Annotated in this window: 18 protein-coding genes; 9 read left to right on the top strand and 9 right to left on the bottom strand. The window is 62.2% G+C overall.

All coding sequences use genetic code 11. The features are described from left to right. Window positions 1–141: 141 nt before the first annotated feature. Together EP165_RS11040 and EP165_RS11035 are read right to left on the bottom strand one after the other, a co-directional pair. Window positions 142–978: an EAL domain-containing protein gene (locus tag EP165_RS11040; protein WP_127522362.1), complete on the bottom strand. Its 837-nt coding sequence runs from the start codon at window positions 976–978 to the stop codon at window positions 142–144. Between the two features lie 4 nt (window positions 979–982). Further along, window positions 983–1,921 (bottom strand): EAL domain-containing protein, encoded by a 939-nt coding sequence (locus tag EP165_RS11035; RefSeq protein WP_127522359.1) that lies wholly within the window; start codon window positions 1,919–1,921, stop codon window positions 983–985. A 172-nt stretch (window positions 1,922–2,093) separates the two neighbouring features. Here EP165_RS11035 and EP165_RS11030 point away from each other — a divergent pair, with 172 nt between their 5' ends. Both EP165_RS11030 and EP165_RS11025 read left to right on the top strand, forming a co-directional pair. Then, on the top strand, window positions 2,094–3,296 hold the full coding sequence (locus EP165_RS11030) for a pyridoxal phosphate-dependent aminotransferase (RefSeq protein ID WP_127522357.1): 1,203 nt from the start codon (window positions 2,094–2,096) through the stop codon (window positions 3,294–3,296). A 169-nt stretch (window positions 3,297–3,465) separates the two neighbouring features. Beyond that, a complete protein-coding gene (locus EP165_RS11025) occupies window positions 3,466–5,514 on the top strand; it encodes an elongation factor G (protein WP_127522355.1) in 2,049 nt (682 codons plus the stop codon). A 323-nt stretch (window positions 5,515–5,837) separates the two neighbouring features. Here the strand turns inward: EP165_RS11025 and EP165_RS11020 are convergent, their stop codons facing one another. Beyond that, window positions 5,838–6,734, bottom strand: coding sequence for a LysR family transcriptional regulator (locus EP165_RS11020; RefSeq protein WP_127522353.1), 897 nt, complete (start codon window positions 6,732–6,734; stop codon window positions 5,838–5,840). 30 nt (window positions 6,735–6,764) lie between these two features. Next, window positions 6,765–7,739, bottom strand: a complete 975-nt coding sequence (gene trxB / locus EP165_RS11015; protein ID WP_127522351.1) for a thioredoxin-disulfide reductase — start codon at window positions 7,737–7,739, stop codon at window positions 6,765–6,767. Between the two features lie 217 nt (window positions 7,740–7,956). On the opposite strand from trxB, the gene EP165_RS11010 reads away from it, so the two are divergent. Beyond that, entirely contained in the window at window positions 7,957–8,430 is a 474-nt protein-coding gene (locus tag EP165_RS11010; protein ID WP_245440100.1) for an Lrp/AsnC family transcriptional regulator, read from the top strand. A 10-nt stretch (window positions 8,431–8,440) separates the two neighbouring features. Here the strand turns inward: EP165_RS11010 and greA are convergent, their stop codons facing one another. Further along, window positions 8,441–8,914: a transcription elongation factor GreA gene (gene greA, locus EP165_RS11005; protein WP_127522347.1), complete on the bottom strand. Its 474-nt coding sequence runs from the start codon at window positions 8,912–8,914 to the stop codon at window positions 8,441–8,443. A gap of 283 nt (window positions 8,915–9,197) precedes the next feature. Between greA and EP165_RS11000 the strand changes: the two genes are divergently transcribed. Continuing rightward, window positions 9,198–10,334, top strand: coding sequence for a PQQ-dependent sugar dehydrogenase (locus EP165_RS11000; protein ID WP_127522345.1), 1,137 nt, complete (start codon window positions 9,198–9,200; stop codon window positions 10,332–10,334). Window positions 10,335–10,387: 53 nt separating this feature from the next. On the opposite strand, the gene EP165_RS10995 is transcribed toward EP165_RS11000, so the two are convergent. Continuing rightward, window positions 10,388–10,918, bottom strand: coding sequence for a tetratricopeptide repeat protein (locus tag EP165_RS10995; protein WP_127522343.1), 531 nt, complete (start codon window positions 10,916–10,918; stop codon window positions 10,388–10,390). Between the two features lie 379 nt (window positions 10,919–11,297). Between EP165_RS10995 and EP165_RS10990 the strand changes: the two genes are divergently transcribed. The 3 genes from EP165_RS10990 (at window position 11,298) to EP165_RS10980 (ending at window position 14,133) form a co-directional block, all read left to right on the top strand. Next, entirely contained in the window at window positions 11,298–11,858 is a 561-nt protein-coding gene (locus tag EP165_RS10990; protein ID WP_164743006.1) for an extensin-like domain-containing protein, read from the top strand. 93 nt (window positions 11,859–11,951) lie between these two features. Continuing rightward, the gene (locus EP165_RS10985) at window positions 11,952–12,770 is read left to right on the top strand and encodes an extensin-like domain-containing protein (protein WP_501981671.1); all 819 of its coding nucleotides are present in this window, start codon (window positions 11,952–11,954) and stop codon (window positions 12,768–12,770) included. Window positions 12,771–12,825: 55 nt separating this feature from the next. Beyond that, the gene (locus tag EP165_RS10980) at window positions 12,826–14,133 is read left to right on the top strand and encodes a hemolysin family protein (protein WP_127522340.1); all 1,308 of its coding nucleotides are present in this window, start codon (window positions 12,826–12,828) and stop codon (window positions 14,131–14,133) included. A gap of 24 nt (window positions 14,134–14,157) precedes the next feature. Here the strand turns inward: EP165_RS10980 and EP165_RS10975 are convergent, their stop codons facing one another. Continuing rightward, window positions 14,158–14,757, bottom strand: coding sequence for an NADPH-dependent FMN reductase (locus EP165_RS10975; protein WP_127522338.1), 600 nt, complete (start codon window positions 14,755–14,757; stop codon window positions 14,158–14,160). Window positions 14,758–14,882: 125 nt separating this feature from the next. Continuing rightward, window positions 14,883–15,272 (bottom strand): acyl-CoA thioesterase, encoded by a 390-nt coding sequence (locus EP165_RS10970; RefSeq protein WP_127522336.1) that lies wholly within the window; start codon window positions 15,270–15,272, stop codon window positions 14,883–14,885. A 187-nt stretch (window positions 15,273–15,459) separates the two neighbouring features. Here EP165_RS10970 and EP165_RS10965 point away from each other — a divergent pair, with 187 nt between their 5' ends. Then, window positions 15,460–17,073 (top strand): GMC family oxidoreductase, encoded by a 1,614-nt coding sequence (locus EP165_RS10965; RefSeq protein ID WP_127522333.1) that lies wholly within the window; start codon window positions 15,460–15,462, stop codon window positions 17,071–17,073. Window positions 17,074–17,094: 21 nt separating this feature from the next. Here the strand turns inward: EP165_RS10965 and EP165_RS10960 are convergent, their stop codons facing one another. After that, the gene (locus EP165_RS10960) at window positions 17,095–17,619 is read right to left on the bottom strand and encodes a GNAT family N-acetyltransferase (protein ID WP_127522331.1); all 525 of its coding nucleotides are present in this window, start codon (window positions 17,617–17,619) and stop codon (window positions 17,095–17,097) included. Between the two features lie 278 nt (window positions 17,620–17,897). Here EP165_RS10960 and EP165_RS10955 point away from each other — a divergent pair, with 278 nt between their 5' ends. Next, entirely contained in the window at window positions 17,898–18,887 is a 990-nt protein-coding gene (locus tag EP165_RS10955) for a glutathione S-transferase family protein (RefSeq protein ID WP_127522329.1), read from the top strand. Window positions 18,888–19,180 lie beyond the last annotated feature (293 nt).

Here is a 19,180-nt window from a genome sequence, read left to right as displayed (position 1 = left end):
TTGGTGTCACCTGGTTGAAGGTGACGCCTTTGAACACCGCCATGTAACGCCGCAATGACCGTCAGATTTCAGATTTGTAACGGTCCACGGATTGGGCCTGGAATCGTCGTGGAAGTGTCACGCGCCGGCAGCGCCTTGCCCTTACGCGAAGAGCTGCACCACGTTATGCCGGCCGCCGGTATGCGCCGACAACGGCACCGATGACGGCTTCAGGAACGCACCCGCTGGCAATGAGGTCGCCAGCACCCGGCCGCAATAGAGGTCCGCACCGGCATCGCAGGCAGCCGCAACCTGAGCGCTGCTGGTGAGCCCGCCCGCATGGACACGCGCGCCGGCGGCACGCAAGCTGCGAAACAGGGGCTTGAGGAGCTTGCTGGCCTGCCCGGAAGCAGTGACCCTGTTGAACCAGCTCATATCCAGTGAGACGATTTCCGGACACACTGCACGCACGGCTTCAATCGCCGCCGGAGAACCGTTGAACCGGCCAAGCGAAACGCCGGCGCCAAGACGCCGGCATGCGGCGGCATAACGGCCGATATCCGCAAGATCGGCGATCTCTGGCGACGGCAGTTCGCAAATCGGTCTGGCAGGTTCGAATTCGTTGAACAACGCCAACTCGTCCCTGGCGCGAAGTGCGTGAGCCAGAAGGCCGTCCTCGATCTCGTCCTGACTGCCCGCCGGTACAATCAGGGCCAGGCCGCCGACGCCCGTATTGCCCCGATTGAGCGCCACAAGCGCCCGCCCTATCCCCGCCGCCTTGCCGATTTCGCGCACATCGTCATGAAAGGCCGCGGCGTTGCTGCAACCCCGGCCGAGCTGAACACGAGCCTCGCCCATAAGCGCCGCCATGCGCAACTCGGCGCCATCGACCTGAAATACCGGCCTGAAATAGGCTTTGACCGACAGCGTCCCGAGCCGCGCCGTGTAGACACCCAGCGCATCGACTTCGATGAGGGACGATATCCGTTCTGTTGCCATCGGTTCAGAGCGAACGGTTGAGGCGCTGACCGAAGGCGCGTTTGGGTGCAACCCTGCGTGGCGGGACGACCTCGGCTGCGGGCTCGGGCGCCTCCCTGCCTTCGGTGGCTGCTACTCCGGCATTTTCCTGGCGCTCGGCACGCGGACGCGGCTTTCCGGAGAAGGTTGCAAAACTGGTGGGCACGACCTCGGGCCGCGCCAGCACGAAACCCTGCACCATCGACGCACCGCACTTTTCTGCAAGGTCGAGCTGCCAGGTCTCCTCGATGCCCTCGAAAAGCGTGGTGATACCGCGCCCCTCGAACTCTTTCACCATCGCCTGAAGCAGCGCAAAGCCCGGACCCGACTGCATCAGGTGGGTGATGAAATGGGCATCGAATTTCACCACCTCGGGCCGCAGTTCGTCGATGCGCTTGATGCCGGATTCCTCGGCGCCATAGTCATCCACCGCTATCGCAAAGCCGTGGTCGCGCAACGCCTGCACAAACATATGCAGGCCGGCATCCGACGAAGTCTTCTGCTCGGTGATCTCGCACACGATACGCTCCGGCTCGATCTCTGCCTCATGCAGCACGAGCCGCATGTCGCGCAGCGCGTTCGCGGCGAGTTGCCGATCGACATAGACCGAAGGGTCAAAATTCACGAACAGCCGTGCGCGCTTGTCGAGAAAGGCGCCGCCATTCAGCAGATGCAGTGTTCGGGACAACGTCTCGACATGCAGCCGGTCCTGAGCGGGAACCGTGTTGAAGAACTTGCCCGGCGACATCGGCTCGTCTTCGCGAAAAGGCCGGAGCAGGCCCTCGAAGGCGGCAATCTCCAGCTTGCCGCCTTTGAAGGCGAAAATCGGCTGAAATGCCGATTTGAGCGTAAAGACCCCCCACACGCCGACTGACGTGCCGTCGTTCTGCCGCATGATATGCGCAAGGCCTACGCTGCGGGGCACGTTCGCATCTCCACTTCCGGGTCCCCGATCTTGGGCGCAAACGATTGACCCGCCGTTAACGGATGGCTCCAAAACCCATGCGTTCTGGCGCTTTTACTTGCGGTTGAACCGGGGTGGGACTATGAGACCCCCGACCGCTTCCCGGCCGCAATTCCAATGGAGATTTCCAAAGATGGCATTTCTTGCCGACGCCCTGTCACGCGTTAAGCCCTCCGCGACCATCGCCGTGTCTCAGAAAGCCCGCGAACTGAAAGCTCAGGGCCGCGACGTCATCGGCCTCGGCGCCGGCGAGCCTGATTTCGACACGCCCGACAACGTCAAGAATGCCGCCATCGACGCCATCCGCCGAGGCGAAACGAAATACACGCCCGTCTCCGGCATCATGCCTCTGCGCGAGGCGATCGCCGCCAAATTCAAACGCGAGAACAATCTCGACTACAAGCCGGCGCAGACGATCGTCGCGACGGGCGGCAAACAGATCCTGTTCAACGCCTTCATGGCGACGCTCAACCCCGGCGACGAGGTCGTGATCCCGAGCCCCTACTGGGTGAGCTACCCGGAGATGGTGAACATCTGCGGCGGCACCCCGGTGTTCGCCGCAACCTCGATCGGCAACGGCTTCAAGCTGACCCCGGATGCCTTGGAAAAGGCGATCACGCCGAAGACCAAATGGCTGGTGATGAACTCGCCCTCCAACCCTTCCGGCGCTGCCTACACCAAGCAGGAGCTGCGCGCGCTCGCGGATGTGCTGCTCAAGCACCCGCAGGTGTGGACGCTCACCGACGACATGTACGAGCACCTCACCTATGGCGACTTCAAGTTCCATACGCTGGCGGAGGTCGAGCCCGCGCTATACGAACGCACGCTGACCATGAACGGCGTGTCGAAAGCCTATGCGATGACCGGCTGGCGTATCGGTTACGCAGCGGGTCCGCTGGAGCTGATCAAGGCGATGGACATGATCCAGGGCCAGCAGACTTCGGGCGCCTGCTCGATAGCCCAATGGGCGTCGGTAGAGGCGCTGAACGGACCGCAGGACTTTATCGAGAAGAACAAGACGATTTTCCAGGGCCGGCGAGACCTGGTTGTGTCGATGCTCAACCAGGCAAGCGGCATCAACTGCCCGACGCCCGAGGGCGCGTTCTACGTCTACCCGTCCTGCGAAGGGCTGATCGGCAAGAAGACGGCTGCGGGCAAGGTGATCGCATCGGACGAGGATTTCGTCACCGAGCTTCTCGAAGCCGAAGGGGTGGCCGTCGTACATGGCAGCGCGTTCGGCCTCGGTCCCAACTTCCGTATTTCCTACGCGACGTCGGAGGAACTGCTGGAGGAAGCCTGCATGCGCATCCAGCGCTTTACCGCCTCGCTGAGCTGAACTGACGGCAGGCGGCGCCCCGTCGGCGCCTGCCGGCTCTTGCCGAAATCCAAAACCCGTGTGACGATGCCGCTCATGGCCTACGAGCGGCCTCAAGAGCCGTCGCGGCCATGCGACGGCCGCAGGCCGGCCGCCGCTCATCGCGAAACGCATGAGGGAGAGGCCAGTCATGGGAAAACGCGCAGGAGAAAGACGCACGGGACCGAAGTGCATAGCCATTGTCGGTCCCTTCGCAAGCGGCAAGACCACACTTCTCGAAGCAGTTGTTGCGCGCACCGGCGCGATCCCCAAACAAAACGCTGTCACATCCGGCCAGACCGTGGGTGATGCCTCAGCGGAGGCCCGCAGCCACGCGATGAGTGTGGAAGCGACCGTCGCAACGACCGAATTCATGGGCGAGACGATGACCTTCATCGATTGCCCGGGATCCGTCGAGTTCGCCTTCGAGGCAGAACCGGTTCTCGCGGCGGCCGACGTGGCAGTGGTGGTGGCCGAAGCGGACGAAAAGAAGGTGCCGGCACTTCAGCTCGTTCTGCGCCAGCTCGACGCGCTGGGCGTTCCCTGCATGCTTTTTCTCAACAAGATCGACAGGAGCGAGGCAAGCATTCGCGATACGCTGAAACTGCTTCAGCCCGCCAGCGCCAAACCGCTGCTTCTGCGCCAGATCGCACTGCGCAAGGACGGCATTATCGTTGGCTCGATCGATCTGGCGCTGGAGCGCGCTTACATCTACCGCGAGCATGCCGAGAGCGAAATCCAGCCGATCCCCGACGACGACAAGGCGCGCGAGATCGAAGCCCGTTTCTCGATGCTCGAAAAGCTCGCCGACCACGACGACGAGCTGATGGAACAGCTGCTTGAGGATATCGAGCCGCCGCGCGATGCCGTGTTCGACGATCTGGCTGCCGATTTGCGCGAAGGCGCGGTTGTGCCGGTGCTCATCGGCTCTGCCGAAAAGGGCAATGGCGTGCTGCGTCTTCTCAAGGCGCTGCGCCACGACGCGCCCGACGTTGCGGCAACCCGCGAAAGGCTCGGCGCCGAGGGCAGCAGACCTGCGGCGCAGATCGTAAAATCCTTCCACACACCTCACGGCGGCAAGCTCTCGATCGCGCGCATTCTTTCCGGCACCATTGCGGATGGCTCCGAGCTCACGACATCGTCAGGCCAGACGGTCAAGGTTTCCGGAATTTACCGCATGCTCGGCAAGGATCAGAACAAGCAGTCTTCCGCCGCCGAAGGCGATACGGTCGCGCTGGGAAAGCTCGACGATGCGGCGACGGGCGAAACGCTTTTCGCCGACAAGAACGCGCAATCGGGTTTCGTGGACATCGCGGCGCCCGCGCCTGTGTTCGCCATCGCGCTGCGTCCGCGCGAACGCAAGGACGAAGTCAAACTTTCTGCAGCTCTGCACAAGCTCAATGAAGAAGACCCGTCGCTGTCCGTGGAACACAATCAGGAAAGCGGGGAAACGATCCTCTCCGGCCACGGCGAAATGCATCTGCGGGTCGCGGTCGAGAAACTGGAGGGCAAATACCAGATACCGGTGCAGTCCTACCCACCGTCGATCCCCTACCGCGAAACGATCCGCAAGGGCACGACGCAACGCGGTCGGCACAAGAAGCAGTCCGGCGGCCACGGCCAATTCGGCGACGTGGTGATCGACATCAAGCCGCTGCCGCGCGGCTCGGGCTTCGAGTTCACCGACACGATCACCGGCGGCGTGGTCCCCAAGCAGTACATCCCCTCGGTCGAGACCGGCATTCGGGATTACCTGAAGACCGGGCCGCTCGGCTTTCCGGTGGTGGACATCGCCGTCAATCTGTCGGACGGCTCGTACCACTCGGTCGATTCTTCCGACATGGCCTTCCAGCAGGCGGCCAAGCTGGCGATGCGCGAAGGTATGGCCGCCTGCTCGCCGGTACTGCTCGAACCCATCTACAAGCTGGAGATCTTTACGACATCGGACGCCACCGCCCGGGTGACTGCACTTGTACCGCAGCACCGCGGCCAGATTCTGGGCTTCGACGCCCGCGAGGGATGGGACGGATGGGACGTTGTGGAAGCGCTGATGCCGCAGGCCGAAACGAGCAACCTTATCATCGAGCTACGGTCCGCAACGGCCGGCGTTGCCTCTTACAAGGCGACATTCGATCACATGGCCGAGCTGACCGGGCGCGCGGCCGACATGGTGCTCGACGCACAGGGCAAGGCAGCCTGACCCGCCGGTCGACGCTCTGTCCGATTTTCGTTGCTACAAAAAAAAGCGCCGGATCAAATGATCCGGCGAGTCGTTGGAGTGCCGTTAGGCAAAACCTCCAGAGGGGAACACTCAACGAATGCCAATGGGAGGAGGAATGCATTCGCGAGTGATTGAGATATGTGCATTTGCAGCCTAAATAACAAGCATCCCATTTTGCAATGCACCCATGCAGAATTGCATGGGTATCATTCACGGTTGAAAATCAGTCACTTGCACGATTTTTTTGCGATAATTGCACTGCCGAAATGCAGTGGGAAATCAGCAAGCAGGCTGATGTGCGCCTAAAATGACCAGCTTCTGGCCTTTGAAATCAGGAAATCGCGAAACACGTGGAGCCGCGCCTGCCCCTTCATAGCGTCGGGATAACAGAAGTAGGTATCGAACGAAGGCACCTCGGTTTCGGGCAGCAGCTGCACGAGGCCGGAGTTCTTGTCGACCATATAGTCGGGCAGCATCGCAATGCCCGCACCCCGCTGCACCGCGAGCTTTATCGACAGTATATTGTTGATCTGCAGGGAAGACGCCCGCTTGGCGCCATCGGTCCTGCCAGCCGTTTCCAGCCAGTTCATATCCGATAGATGCTGCGGCACCTGTTCGCCGAAGGTGACAATGCGGTGCCGGTCGAGTTCCTGGATCGAATTCGGCTTGCCATGCTTGTTCACATAAGCGGGCGAGGCGTAGAGGTGGAAGTGCACCGTGAAAAGCCGGCGCTGGATCAGATCCGGCTGCTGCGGCTGGCGCAGGCGGATGGCGCAATCGGCCTGACGCATGGTCAGGTCGAGTTCCTCGTTTGCAAGAATGAGATGCAGGTCGATCTCCGGATACAGATCGAGAAACTCCGGAATCCGTTCGGTTAGCCAGCCGGAACCGAGGCCGACCGTTGTGCTGACCCTGAGCACGCCGGACGGCAGGTCCTTTGTTTCCGTCAGCCGCAGCGTGACGTTTTCGAGCTTCATCAGCACTTCATGCGCAGTGCGGTAAAGCAGGTCGCCCTGCTCGGTCAGCACCAGGCCGCGCGCATGGCGGTGGAACAGCGGTACGCCCACTTCCTGCTCAAGCGCGCTTACCTGGCGCGAAATTGCCGATTGCGACAAGTGAAGGGTCTCGGCCGCATGGGTAAACGAGCCGGCCTCGGCCGCCGCGTGGAAAACCCGCAGCTTGTCCCAGTCAACCGCCATCGTCTTTGCCCCCGTATTCGTAGCCTGTGCCTATTCGGCGGCTTCCCTGTGCGCTCCCTGCTCGGCGAGGTAACGCTCCGCCTCCAGCGCCGCCATGCAGCCAAGACCGGCCGCGGTGACTGCCTGGCGAAAGATATCGTCGGTCACGTCGCCGGCTGCAAACACGCCTGGCACATCCGTCCGCGTCGAACCGGGATCGGTCCAGAGATAACCGTTCGGCTTGTGCTTCAGCTTGTCTTTGAAAAGTTCGACCGCGGGCGCGTGGCCGATCGCCACGAAGACGCCATGTACCGGCATCTCCGTCGTCGTACCTGTTTTCACGTTCTTCAGCACGACACCATTGACCGACGCAGGCAGCGGCGGCTTGCCGGCTTCGCCCTTAATCTCGTCAACGACGCTGTCCCAGACAACGGTGACGTTTTTCTTGGCGAAAAGGCGTTCTTGAAGAATGCGCTCCGCGCGCAACTCGTCGCGCCGGTGGACCAGCGTCACATGGCTGGCAAGATTGGAGAGGTAGAGCGCTTCCTCGACCGCGGTATTGCCGCCGCCGACCACAACGACGTCCTTGTCGCGGTAGAAGAAGCCGTCGCATGTGGCACAGGCGGAGACGCCGAAGCCCATGAATTTCTGCTCCGACGGCAGGCCGAGCCACTTCGCCTTCGCGCCGGTTGCGATGATCAGTGCGTCGCCTGTGTATTCGGTGCCCGAATCGCCGCGCGCACGAAACGGCCGCACCGAAAGATCGACCTCGACGATGACGTCATTGGCGATCTCGGCGCCGACATTTTCGGCCTGCTTCAGCATCTGTTCCATCAGCCAGGGGCCCTGAACGGGATCGGCAAAACCCGGGTAGTTCTCCACATCGGTGGTGATGGTGAGCTGGCCGCCCTGCTCCAGGCCGGCGACGAGAAGCGGCTTCAGCAGCGCGCGTGCGGCATAAATCGCCGCCGTGTATCCGGCGGGCCCGGAGCCAATGATCAGAACGGGCGCGTGACGGCTCGACATGTCAATTCCTTTCAAGGGTTCTGCGCTGGCGAACACGTCCGGCACTGCGGAAGCGAAGCGCATGCACGGCGCATATATGATCTAAGTGTCGGACCGCAGCCAAAGCAAGTCCAGCATGGCATTTCTCACAGGCTGCCCATTGTCGCAGTGCTTTGCCAATACCAGCGGATGGAATAGTTTCCCTGCCACTGATGGATTCGCGTCGAGGAAGCCGCCCGTGAAAGCCGATCTTGATGCCATCGACTGGAAGATTCTGCGTGAACTGCAGGACGATGGCCGAATGACCAATGTCGAGCTCTCGCGGCGCGTCGGAATTTCGGCGCCGCCTTGCCTGCGCCGGGTCAAGCGGCTGGAAGACAACGGCATGATCCGCAGCTATCGCGCGATACTCAACACGCCGGCGCTCGGCAAAGACGTGGTCGCCTTTTGCCAGATCGGCCTCCACCACCAGGCCGATGCCGAACTCAAGGCATTCGCCGAGCGCACGCGCCATTGGCCGATCGTGCGGCGCGCCTGGATGGTGTCGGGCGATTCCGACTTCCTGCTTCACTGCGTGGCGGACAACCTGACGGCCTTCCAGACCTTCGTGATCGAAGATCTGACCTCGGCGCCGAATGTCGACACCGTGCGCACGGCGCTGACCATCCGCCAAGTTAAGGACGAAGGGCTGGTCGCCATCAGCGCGCCATAGCGCCGGCGCGCTACACGAAGTCTACGCGCAGCACCTCGTAACCGCGCGCGCCGCCTGGCGCGTTGACCTCGATTGCATCGCCCACGCCCTTGCCGATCAGGGCCCGCGCGATCGGCGAGGAAATCGAGATACGGCCTGATTTCACGTCAGCTTCCTGGTCGCCGACGATCTGGTAGGTCTTTTCTTCTTCGGTATCCTCGTCGACCAGCACGACCGTGGCGCCGAACTTGATCTTGTCGCCGGAGAGTTTGGCCACGTCGATGACCTCGGCCCGGGTGGTCAGGTCCTCAAGCTCGACAATGCGCCCCTCATTGAGGCTCTGCGCCTCTTTGGCAGCGTGATATTCGGCATTTTCCGAAAGGTCGCCATGGGCGCGCGCTTCCGAAATCGCTTCGATGATCCGCGGACGCTCCTCCTGCTGACGCCAGCGCAACTCCTCCTGGAGCGAGCTGAAGCCGGAAGCGGTCATCGGAACCTTGTTCATATTCATACACCTCAGTTCAAGCCGCGCATTGCCTGTCCGGCAGCACGGCAAAAAGAAAACGGCCCGCAACGCTGGGCTGCGGACACGCTCCATCAGTCACCGGCTAATATAGCGATTCCAGTGCGATTTTCATCCCAAAAGTGATCAAATGGCAGATTGGAACAGCGCATCTGGCCCAAAACGCGTGAACGCAGCCGCACTCAGCAAGCTCATCCGTTCCGCAAATATGCACCGACAGCGCGATCGCCCTTGTCCTCGAACAATGCTCGCCTACTTTCTGCCGATGAATAGAATCCGTTTCATTGCCATGGCAGCCGCAGGGCTGCTCACTTCCACCGGGCTCGCAATTGCCCAGAGCCAGGCCATTCAGGCGGGCGCGCTGCCTGCCGTGGCGGAGACAATTATCACCGGCCTCGAAAATCCGTGGTCGCTGGAGTTTCTTCCCGATGGCGCAGCTCTGGTCACGGAAAGGCCGGGGCGGCTTCGCATTCTAGAGAACGGTGCTCTCTCGGAGCCGCTGACGGGCGTGCCGCGGGTCGTGGACAGCGGCCAGGGCGGCCTGCTCGACATCGCGCTGGCGAATGATTTTGCCTCTTCCGGCACAATCTACCTGTCTTATGCCGAACCGGGTTCGGGCGGCGCCGGTACGGCAATCGCCCGTGCCACGCTTGTGCGCGGTGAAACACCTGCGCTTCAGAATGTGCGCACGATCTTCTCGATGGACAAGAAAACCGGGGCAGGCCAGCATTTCGGGTCGCGCATCGTTGTCGCCCCGGACGGCACGCTGTTCTTCACGATCGGCGACCGCGGCGACCGCGAACGGGCACAGGACTTTTCCGACCATGCAGGCGCAGTGCTGCGCATTGCGCCGGACGGCTCGGTACCGGACGGCAATCCCTGGGCAGGCGACGCCGGCGTAATGCCCGAGCTGTGGTCGAAAGGGCACCGCAACCCGCAAGGTGCCGTATGGGACCCGGTGACTGAAGCGCTCTGGACGGTCGAGCATGGCGCGCGCGGCGGCGACGAGGTCAACCGCCCGCAGGCGGGCCTCAATTACGGCTGGCCGGTCATCAGCTATGGGCGCCACTATACGGGTTTCAAGATCGGCGTCGGCACCGAAGCCGACGGCTATGAGCAGCCGATATTCTACTGGGACCCTTCAATCGCCCCTTCGGGCATGGCCGTTTATGACGGCGCAATGTTCCCCGAATGGAGAGGCGATTTTCTGATCGGCGCCCTGCGCGCCGAACTGGTGGCCCGGCTGGACAGGGATGCAGACGGCAATATCGTTGGCGAAGAGCGGCTGTTCGAAGGCCGCTTCGGCCGCATTCGCGATGTGAAGGTCGCGCCCGACGGCGCGGTTTGGCTGGTCACTGACGAAAGCGACGGCGCCGTGATACGGATCAGCCGAGGCGACTGAAAAAAAGAGGCGGGCCGTGGCCCGCCTTCCCCTGACTGGAGGCGTTTTGCCTCTTAGATTTGTTTCAGGTGATCGTCGATCTGGCGTTCGAGCTCCAGATATTCCGCGCAGCCCGTGCCGCAGCGATCGGCGATTTCCCGCAACTGGGCGCGCGCCGATGCGACGTCGCCAAGCTGCAGATACGCCTCACCCATATATTCACGCGCCAGCGTGAAGTCGGGATCGAGCCTCAGCGCTTCCTCATAATAGCCGAGCCCGACGGCAATGCGGCCCTGCTTGCGATGCGAATAGCCGAGGTAATTGAGGACGCGGGGATCGCCATTCGCTGCAATCGTGCTCAGTACCGTAATAGCCTCGCCATAACGGCCAGCCTGCGCAAACGCACGTCCAGCCTCGTAAAGAGTGTCTTCGTCGAGCCTGCTTTCCTCAGGATCGACGCACTTTTTCATCTGCTCGCTGTAGACCTTGCCGCCTTTGCATTCAGCGGAGGCGTTGGTGCCACCGCCGTCTCCGGCGGCAAATGCCGAGCCGCCGCCAACAGCAATCAGCAGCGCCGCAGCTCCTGCCATAATGGGAGTTCGCATTCGCATGCTCCTTCAATAGCCACCTCAGCCCTGACGAACCCTAACGTTTCCCGGCAGCGTGAAAAATCAAAATGCCGTTACGGAAGAGTCCCGTTACGCGCTGTCATCCTTTGTGACGGTGGCGGACATGGCCATGTCACGGTCAATGTGCACACCGGTGAGAATGAAATTCACCAAACCAACAGCGGCATTGGCGGTTGCGGCAGCGTTGAGCGCGGCAATGGGCGCGGGAATTTCGGGCAGCGCATGGGGAACGACCGTGAATTTGCCCGAGCAAATGCGCGCGCCGGGCGCCAGGCCCCAGACCGGCGAGCGTCTCGCGGCGGTTTCCGCCGTGCCCTCGCCACGGCCATCGCAGACCGTTTTCGAAACAGAGCCGATGACCGGCGGTCTGCCGGGCAGCGAGCATGCCTGCCGCGCACGTCTGATCGCCCTCGGCGTCAGCTTCGAGGCGATGCCGGAAATCGATGGCGAAGGTGCGTGCGGCATCCCTTACCCAGTCAAGGTCACGTCGCTGGGAGACGATGTCGGTCTTCAGCCCGCAGGCGTGATGAACTGCGCTACGGCTGAGGCCGCGGCTCGACTTGTCGCCGACGCGGCGCAGCCGGCGGCCAGTCGCAACTTCGGTGAAAAAATAGAGCAGGTGCGGCATGCCTCGGCCTATGTCTGCCGCCTGCGCGCGAGCGGTGAAAAACTATCCGAGCACGCCAGGGGAAATGCGCTCGACATATCTGCTTTCGTTTTGAGCGACGGGCACATCGTGGAGGTACGGAAGCACGAGGCAGCGGATGAAGCGGAGCGGCTGTTCCAGCGCGCAGTCAGAAACGCCGCATGCGGTCCGTTCAAGACCGTCCTTGGACCGGGTACCGATCCCGATCACGCAACCCACTTTCACCTCGACCTGGCCGAGCGGCGCAGCGGTTCGACTTACTGCCGGTAAGCCGCCCGCATGGTAAACGCGGCCGCTGAGACTTCCTTTACAATTCGCCTTTAATTTTAGCCGCTCTTTGCGAGAACGAGAGGGGACAGGTACATGCGTACCCCCTGGTTCGCGGCGAGGCACGGCCGCGCGCACAAAAAATCCCGCCTTGGAATGGCGGCAACCTTTGCCGCGCTGGCCGCAGCAGCGGCCATAGCCACGTCATGTTCTCCTAGCGGTGTGATGACACTGACCCCGCAAGTCGACATCAGAGAGACATCGTCCGTCTCCGCCGCCCCGGCGCGTGGCCTGCAGCGGCTGGTTCCTTCCAATCCCATGATGGCGGGTTTCCCGCGCTGGACCCAGCCTCGCGAGCCGGGCGTCATGCCATCCGAAGAGGTTGCATGCCGCCAGGAACTCCGGCGCATCGGCGTAAAATACCAGGACCTGGCGCCCATCGACGATGGCGGTGCCTGCCGCGTCGACTATCCGGTCAAAGTGTTTGCGCTGTCCGGCGGGATTGCCATGCAGCCGGCGGCAACGCTGTCCTGCGACATGGCGCTGGCTTTCGCGAAATGGACCAAACATGAACTCGCCCCAACGGCGCGGACCCGCTACCTGACCGGCATCGGCGCGATCCACCAGGGCTCAAGTTACTCCTGCCGCAAAATCGCCGGCACCAGCACGCCCTCCGAGCACTCCAAGGGCAATGCGCTCGACGTGATGAAGATCGAGCTGAAAAACGGCCGGGATATCGACGTGCGCAAGCCGGGCTTCTTCAAGTTCCGCGAAAAAAGCCTGCTCAAGGCAGTCAGGGCCGGCGGCTGCGAGTATTTCAACACCGTGCTTGGGCCCGGCTACAATGCCGACCACGCCGACCACTTCCATTTCGACATCAAGGAACGCCGCAACGGCTACGTAGCCTGCAAGTAGCGCACCGGCCCACAAGACCGTCGCATTGCGCGAACCGGGATGCTAAGCACCGCATATGCTTGCGGTACAGATTGCCATCGTTGCCGGCCTGATTCTCCTGAACGGCCTCCTCGCCATGTCAGAACTCGCGGTCGTTTCCTCGCGGCCGTCACGGCTGGCGGCGCGAAAGAAGGAGGGCCGCCGCGGGGCTGCGCGCGCGCTCGCGCTGGCCGCCGATCCCGGCCGGTTTCTCTCGACAGTCCAGATCGGCATCACGCTCGTGGGTGTCCTTTCCGGCGCCTTCTCAGGCTCCACGCTCGGCCTTCGCCTGGCCGCCGTTCTTGAGGAAGCCGGGCTGACACCGGGAATGGCCAACACACTCGGTGTGGGCGGGGTAGTGGCAATCATCACCTATTTCTCGCTGGTGGTCGGCGAGCTGGTGCCGAAGCAGATCGCGCTGCGCAATCCCGAGCGGATTGCGATGATGGTCGCCCCTTTGATGACGCTGCTGGCCAAGCTCGCGGCACCGCTGGTGTGGCTGCTCGATTTCTCGGGGCGCATCGTATTGCTGCTTATCGGACAGTCCGGGCGGGAAGACAGCCGCGTCACCGACGAGGAAATCAGCAGCCTGATTGCGGAAGCCGAAACGCAGGGCACGATCGAGACGGACGAGCGCCGCATGATCGCCGGCGTAATGCGGCTCGGCGACCGCGCCGTGCGCGCGCTCATGACCCCGCGCAGCGAAGTGGCATGGCTCAACCTGGACGCGGATCGCAAAACACTCAGGCGGCAACTGATGGAGACCAGGCACTCGCGCCTGCCCGCGGCAAACGGCACCATCGATAACGTGGTCGGCGTCGTTCACACACGCGAACTTCTCGCCGCGCTTTTGTCGCGCAAACCATTCGACCCAAGGCAATACCTGCACACCGCACCCATCGTCCACGACAATGCCGACGCTCTGGATGTTCTTGCGACGCTGCGCGAGGCCGACGTCACGATGGCGCTCGTGCACGACGAATATGGGGCATTCGAAGGACTGGTGACGCCGGCAGATGTGCTTGAGACGATTGCCGGAGTATTCAAGGCCGATCTCGACGCCGAGGGCCCGCCCGCGGTTCAGCGCGCCGATGGCTCCTGGCTGATCGCGGGATACATGCAGGCCGACGAGATGGCTGAAACGCTCGGTTTCGTCTTGCCGGTACGCCGGGACTACGACACGGTGGCCGGGTTTCTGCTGTCGTTTCTCCACCATCTGCCGGCAAGCGGCGAAACGGTCGACGCGCATGGCTGGCGTTTCGAAGTGGTGGACATGGACGGGCGCCGCATCGACAAGCTCATCGCTTCGCGGCTGCCGGCAACCCACCGCGAACAGCCCGCCTGACCGGCGGGCCTTCGCGGCCGGGCTTCAGGCTGCTTTTGCCGTTGCGGCGTCGGCCGCCCGCGCAGACTTCAGTGCCGATGTCCACCAGCCGAGCTGGTCGAGCAGCGCATCGGCACTCTCGTTGAGATAGTCGAAATCGGCGAGCTTCTTGCCGTTCTTGACGACGTCCATGTAGACCGGGAACATGATGTGCACGCCGTTGCGGATGGGCGCCATCTGCAATTCGATGGCGTTGAGACGCAGCTGCTCGATCGCACGCGCGCCGCCGACGCCGCCGTAACCGACAAACGCCGCCGTTTTCCCGTTCCACTGCGCATAGGCATAGTCGAGCGCGTTCTTGAGTACAGCGGTCGGGCCGCGATTATATTCCGCTGCCGTGAAGATGAAGCCGTCGAACTCCGCGACCTTGTCTTGCCAGGCCTTCGCGGCCTCGCTTTCGACCGGCGCGTAGGCAGGCGACGTGCTCTCGTCAAAGAGCGGCAGCGCGAAATCGCGCAGATCGACAAGCTCGACGTCGAAATCGGCCTTTGCCCTGGCGCGATCGAATATCCACTGCGCGGGATGGTCGGCGAAACGGCCGGGTCGGGTTGACCCGACGACTATGGCTATCTTGGGTTTGGACATCGTGTGTTTCCTTGTTGGCTGCGTTGCGGAACAAGCTCGCCAGATGGAAACTACGCTGCGGCATGGCAACCGGGCGATCGGTTGACAGTGAGTCAACGTCGGACCGGATACCAGGTGCCTCCGGCCTATTCCGGCGGGATCTCTTTCGGTTTCCCGTCATCATCGAGCGCGACCATGATTATGTCGGCATGCGTGACACGTTCCATGACCTCGGACAGATAACGCTGCGCCCAAGCCTCTACCTGCAATGTCATCGAGGTGCGGCCGATGCGGGTGATACTGATGTAGACACCAAGCGTATCGCCGACCTTCATTGGTTTGGCGAATGACATCTCCTTCACGGCGGCGGTGACCACGCGCCCTTTGGCGCGCTCGGCCGCACGGATGCCGCAGGCCAGATCCATCTGTGCCATCACCCAGCCGCCGAAAATATCTCCAGCCGCATTCGCGTCGGCCGGCATGGCAAGCGTGCGCAGTGTCAGGTCTCCAACCGGCGTAGCGGCATCCGCAACCATGTCGTCGTCTCCGTAAAAGCCCTGGGCGGGCGGGCGTTCCCACCGTTCTTAGCGGATTTGCCTGCCAGGTGCGCGCGGTGGTGCCAAAACGGTCGAAATATTCACAGGCGGTGACGCAAAGACCCGGTGACGCCGCCACCTGCGCGGCGCTAGTCTCGTCCGGTCTGGGAGGAGCATGCCGGCCTGAATGCAGGAGTTCGATTACATAATAGTCGGAGCGGGCTCCGCGGGTTGCGTCGTCGCCAACAGGCTGACGGCAAGCGGACAATACTCGGTGCTTTTGCTTGAAGCCGGCGGCACCGACCGCCGCTTCTTTGTCCAGATGCCGCTCGGCTACGGCAAGACCTTTTTCGACGCACGCATCAACTGGAAATATCAGGCCGAACCCGACCCCGGTCTTGCCGGCAATGCCGACTGGTGGCCGCGCGGCAAGCTGCTCGGCGGTTCGAGCTCCATCAACGCCATGGTCTGGATCAGAGGCCAGCGGGCCGACTATGACGGCTGGCGCGCCGCCGGCAATGTCGGGTGGGGTTTCGACGATCTGCTGCCGGTGTTCAGGGCAATCGAGCACGATCAGGCAGGCGACGAAATGCGGGGCAAAGGCGGCCCGGTTCACGTCAGCGATATCACGCCCTTCGTGCATCCCCTGGTGCGCAGCTACCTGCAGGCTGCGCAGCAGGCAGGGCTGCCCGATTGCGGCAATCTGAGCAGCGGCGACAGCGAAAGTGCAGGCATCTACCAGATCAACACCAAGGGCGGCCGGCGAATGTCGTCGGCGCGCGCATTCCTGCGGCCTGCGCTGAGGCGGTCGAACCTCAAGCTGGTGACCAACGCGCTGGCGGCCAGGGTCACCTTCGATGGCAAACGCGCAACCGGGGTGGAATACGGCGTTGGAAACAGGCGCCTCTCGGCCCGGGTCCGGCGTGAGGTCATTCTGTGCGGGGGCTCCGTGAATTCACCGCAACTGCTCGAACTGTCAGGCATCGGCGACCCCGCAATTCTGGGTCCTCTCGGCATCGAAACGCTTCATGCAAACCGGCATGTCGGCAGCAATCTCGCAGACCATCTCGGCATCAACTACACCTGGAAGGCGCGGATACCGACGCTGAACCAGATACTGCGGCCATGGTGGGGCAAGCTCGCTGCCGGCAGCCGCTATCTGCTGATGGGCAGCGGTCCGCTGTCGATGGGCATCAATCAGGGTGGCGGGTTCTTCCGCACCGGACCGGATCAGCCGCGCCCCAACATGCAGCTCTATTTCCAGGCATTCTCGACCGTCATCCCGAAGCCCGGCGAGCGCCCCATCCTGACGCCGGACCCCTGGCCGGGCTATTCGATCGGCCTGTCGAACTGCCGGCCGACCAGCCGGGGTTCGATACATATCCGTTCGCGCGAGCCAAGCGCGCCGCCGCGCATAACCGCGAATGCCTTCTCCACCGCACATGACGTCGACGAAATGCTGGCTGCGGTGAAGTTCCTGCGCCGCATTGCGTCCCAGCCGGCGCTTGCCGATCTGACCGTCGAAGAGGTCCTGCCGGGCAGCATCTGTGCTTCCGACGGTGAACTGGTGGACGATTTCCGACGTCGGTCGGGTACCGTCTACCATCCAGTGTCTACCTGCCGCATGGGGCCGGACGCAGCGCTGTCAGTTGTCGATCCCCGGCTTCGGGTGCACGGTGTCGACGGGCTGCGGGTGATCGACGCGTCGGTCTTTCCCGAAATCATAAGCGCCAATACCAATGCGACGGCGATGGCGATCGGCGCGAAAGGCGCCGACCTCGTGCTCGAGGACGCCCGCTGAGAATTTGCGGCAAAGGAAGGCCTAGGCTTGCGCGCGGCCCGCAAGATTGCGGTGGATCAGCGGGCCTTTGAGCTGGCCCAGCGCCCCGTCGGCAATCTCGAGGCCAAGCATTCGGTTGGGGTCGACCGGCCCGGGCATGATGATCTGTCCGTTCGCCAGTCTGGCAAAACCGAGCTGGCCGTAATAAGGCGCATCCCCGACCAGGAGTACGGCGCTTTGGCCCGCCGCTTTGGCGGCTTCAATCGCGAGCTTCACGAGTTTGCGCCCGATACCGACATTCTTGTGTGCCGGGCGCACCGCAAGCGGACCGAGCAGCAGAGCGCTGCCGGCGCCCGCCGAAACATGCGTCATTCGCACCGACCCCACGACTTCGCCGGCCGAAGTTGCAGCTACGAAGGATAGCTCCATATCGTGCGGCCCGCCCTCGCGGATGCGATAGGCCGCCCGCGTATAGCGGCCCGGTCCAAACGCTTCGGCGTTGATTTCTTCGATTGCGGGATCATGCGCCGGGTCTTCCGGCAGATACACGATTTCCGTGATGCTCATCGCAGTGCTTCCGTTCGCGAATAGGGTTTGCGCAAGGCGCGCGTTGTCGTTCGCGCCCTCAGGCGCGGTCACCCATTCGTCGTCGCAGGAAGCTCTTCGCGATGCCCATACTGTCCCCCGGAAACCGAGCGCAGCGTGACTAACACCGTTTATGCCGCCGCACAATCGGATGTTTTGGGCATGATGAACGCACATAGCTGTTGACGGTCAGTTTACCTGCGACGCCTTTCGCCGATTGTCCCGCTCGCCTACATCCGGACCAGCGAAAGGATGGCACGATGGGTATGCTCGTAGACGGCGTCTGGCAGAAGGGCTGGATCAACACCAAGAAAAGCGGCGGACGCTTTGTTCGCTCGCAATCGCAGTGGCGCGACTGGGTTACAGCAGACGGAAAGCCGGCCCAAGGGCGCGAACGCGGCTTCAAAGCCGAACCGGGCCGTTACCATCTCTACGTCTCCCATGCCTGCCCATGGGCCCACCGCACGTTGATATTGCGCAAGCTGAAGAAGCTTGAAGACGTCATCTCTGTATCGGCGGTTCACCATTTCATGGGCGATGACGGATGGACATTCGAGGCTGGCGACGGCGCCACGGGCGATCCTCTCTACGGCAGCGAATTTCTGCACCAGATCTACACCCGGGCGGACCCCGCCTATTCCGGGCGTGTGACGGTGCCGGTGCTCTGGGACCGCAATGAGGAAACGATCGTTTCCAACGAATCGTCCGAGATTATCCGGATGCTCAACAGCGCTTTCGACGAGTGGGGCGACGGGTCGATCGATTTCTACCCCGAGCCGCTTCGGTCAGACATCGACGCGGTTAACGACCTCGTCTACGGCGCAATCAACAATGGCGTTTACCGCACAGGCTTCGCAACGACGCAGGAAGCCTATGAAGAGGCCTATGGCGAACTCTTCAAAGCACTCGATGTCGTCGAGGGCAGGCTTGCGGCGGGCCGCTACCTGGTCGCAGACACGCTCACCGAGGCCGACTGGCGGCTGTTTACCACGCTCATCCGCTTCGACGCGGTCTACTATTCGCACTTCAAATGCAACCGGCAGCGGATCGGCGACTACCCGAACCTTTCAAACTACCTGCGTGAACTCTACCAGATGCCGGGAATTGCCGAGACGGTGAACATGCATCACATCAAACACCACTATTACGCGAGCCACGAGAGCGTGAACCCGACGCGCATCGTTCCTCTCGGGCCGGAGCTTGATTTCAACGCACCCCACGACAGAGCGCGCCTGAATGCAGCGGCCTGAGTTCCTACCCGCAAGCTCACCGATTGACCTCAGGCGCTGGGAAAATTCTGCCTCAGAAGTTGACTACATAACGCCCTGAGTTCTGCATTGCGCCCGTGTTGTGCAGGTACCAGAACCCCATTCCAGAACCTGGACGCACTCAAGTTTCCAGCTCGATCCGCATTTTTCTCATAAATACCAACCATTTGTATTTGCAAAAGAAAATAGACTTGAAACCGTCACTTGCCATCATGCTATTTTCTTACTGACTCAAATTTAGTTATAGTATTTTAAGTTGTTATTTAAGGAGGCAC

The organism is Mesorhizobium sp. Z1-4, assembly GCF_004000235.1.
In the GTDB taxonomy this organism is placed as follows: domain Bacteria; phylum Pseudomonadota; class Alphaproteobacteria; order Rhizobiales; family Rhizobiaceae; genus RCIO01.
Note: the sequence above shows the minus strand (reverse complement) of the source record. Positions and strands in the feature narration are given on the sequence as shown.

Excerpts from the sequence above, each read along its gene's own strand:
- EP165_RS11040 (WP_127522362.1), bottom strand. The coding sequence starts at position 978 with ATGGCAACAGAACGGATATCGTCCCTCATCGAAGTCGATGCGCTGGGT.
- EP165_RS11030 (WP_127522357.1), top strand. The coding sequence starts at position 2,094 with ATGGCATTTCTTGCCGACGCCCTGTCACGCGTTAAGCCCTCCGCGACC.
- EP165_RS11025 (WP_127522355.1), top strand. The coding sequence starts at position 3,466 with ATGGGAAAACGCGCAGGAGAAAGACGCACGGGACCGAAGTGCATAGCC.
- EP165_RS11020 (WP_127522353.1), bottom strand. The coding sequence starts at position 6,734 with ATGGCGGTTGACTGGGACAAGCTGCGGGTTTTCCACGCGGCGGCCGAG.
- trxB (WP_127522351.1), bottom strand. The coding sequence starts at position 7,739 with ATGTCGAGCCGTCACGCGCCCGTTCTGATCATTGGCTCCGGGCCCGCC.
- greA (WP_127522347.1), bottom strand. The coding sequence starts at position 8,914 with ATGAACAAGGTTCCGATGACCGCTTCCGGCTTCAGCTCGCTCCAGGAG.
- EP165_RS11000 (WP_127522345.1), top strand. The coding sequence starts at position 9,198 with ATGAATAGAATCCGTTTCATTGCCATGGCAGCCGCAGGGCTGCTCACT.
- EP165_RS10995 (WP_127522343.1), bottom strand. The coding sequence starts at position 10,918 with ATGCGAACTCCCATTATGGCAGGAGCTGCGGCGCTGCTGATTGCTGTT.
- EP165_RS10990 (WP_164743006.1), top strand. The coding sequence starts at position 11,298 with ATGACCGGCGGTCTGCCGGGCAGCGAGCATGCCTGCCGCGCACGTCTG.
- EP165_RS10985 (WP_501981671.1), top strand. The coding sequence starts at position 11,952 with ATGCGTACCCCCTGGTTCGCGGCGAGGCACGGCCGCGCGCACAAAAAA.
- EP165_RS10980 (WP_127522340.1), top strand. The coding sequence starts at position 12,826 with ATGCTTGCGGTACAGATTGCCATCGTTGCCGGCCTGATTCTCCTGAAC.
- EP165_RS10975 (WP_127522338.1), bottom strand. The coding sequence starts at position 14,757 with ATGTCCAAACCCAAGATAGCCATAGTCGTCGGGTCAACCCGACCCGGC.
- EP165_RS10970 (WP_127522336.1), bottom strand. The coding sequence starts at position 15,272 with ATGGTTGCGGATGCCGCTACGCCGGTTGGAGACCTGACACTGCGCACG.
- EP165_RS10965 (WP_127522333.1), top strand. The coding sequence starts at position 15,460 with ATGCAGGAGTTCGATTACATAATAGTCGGAGCGGGCTCCGCGGGTTGC.
- EP165_RS10960 (WP_127522331.1), bottom strand. The coding sequence starts at position 17,619 with ATGAGCATCACGGAAATCGTGTATCTGCCGGAAGACCCGGCGCATGAT.
- EP165_RS10955 (WP_127522329.1), top strand. The coding sequence starts at position 17,898 with ATGGGTATGCTCGTAGACGGCGTCTGGCAGAAGGGCTGGATCAACACC.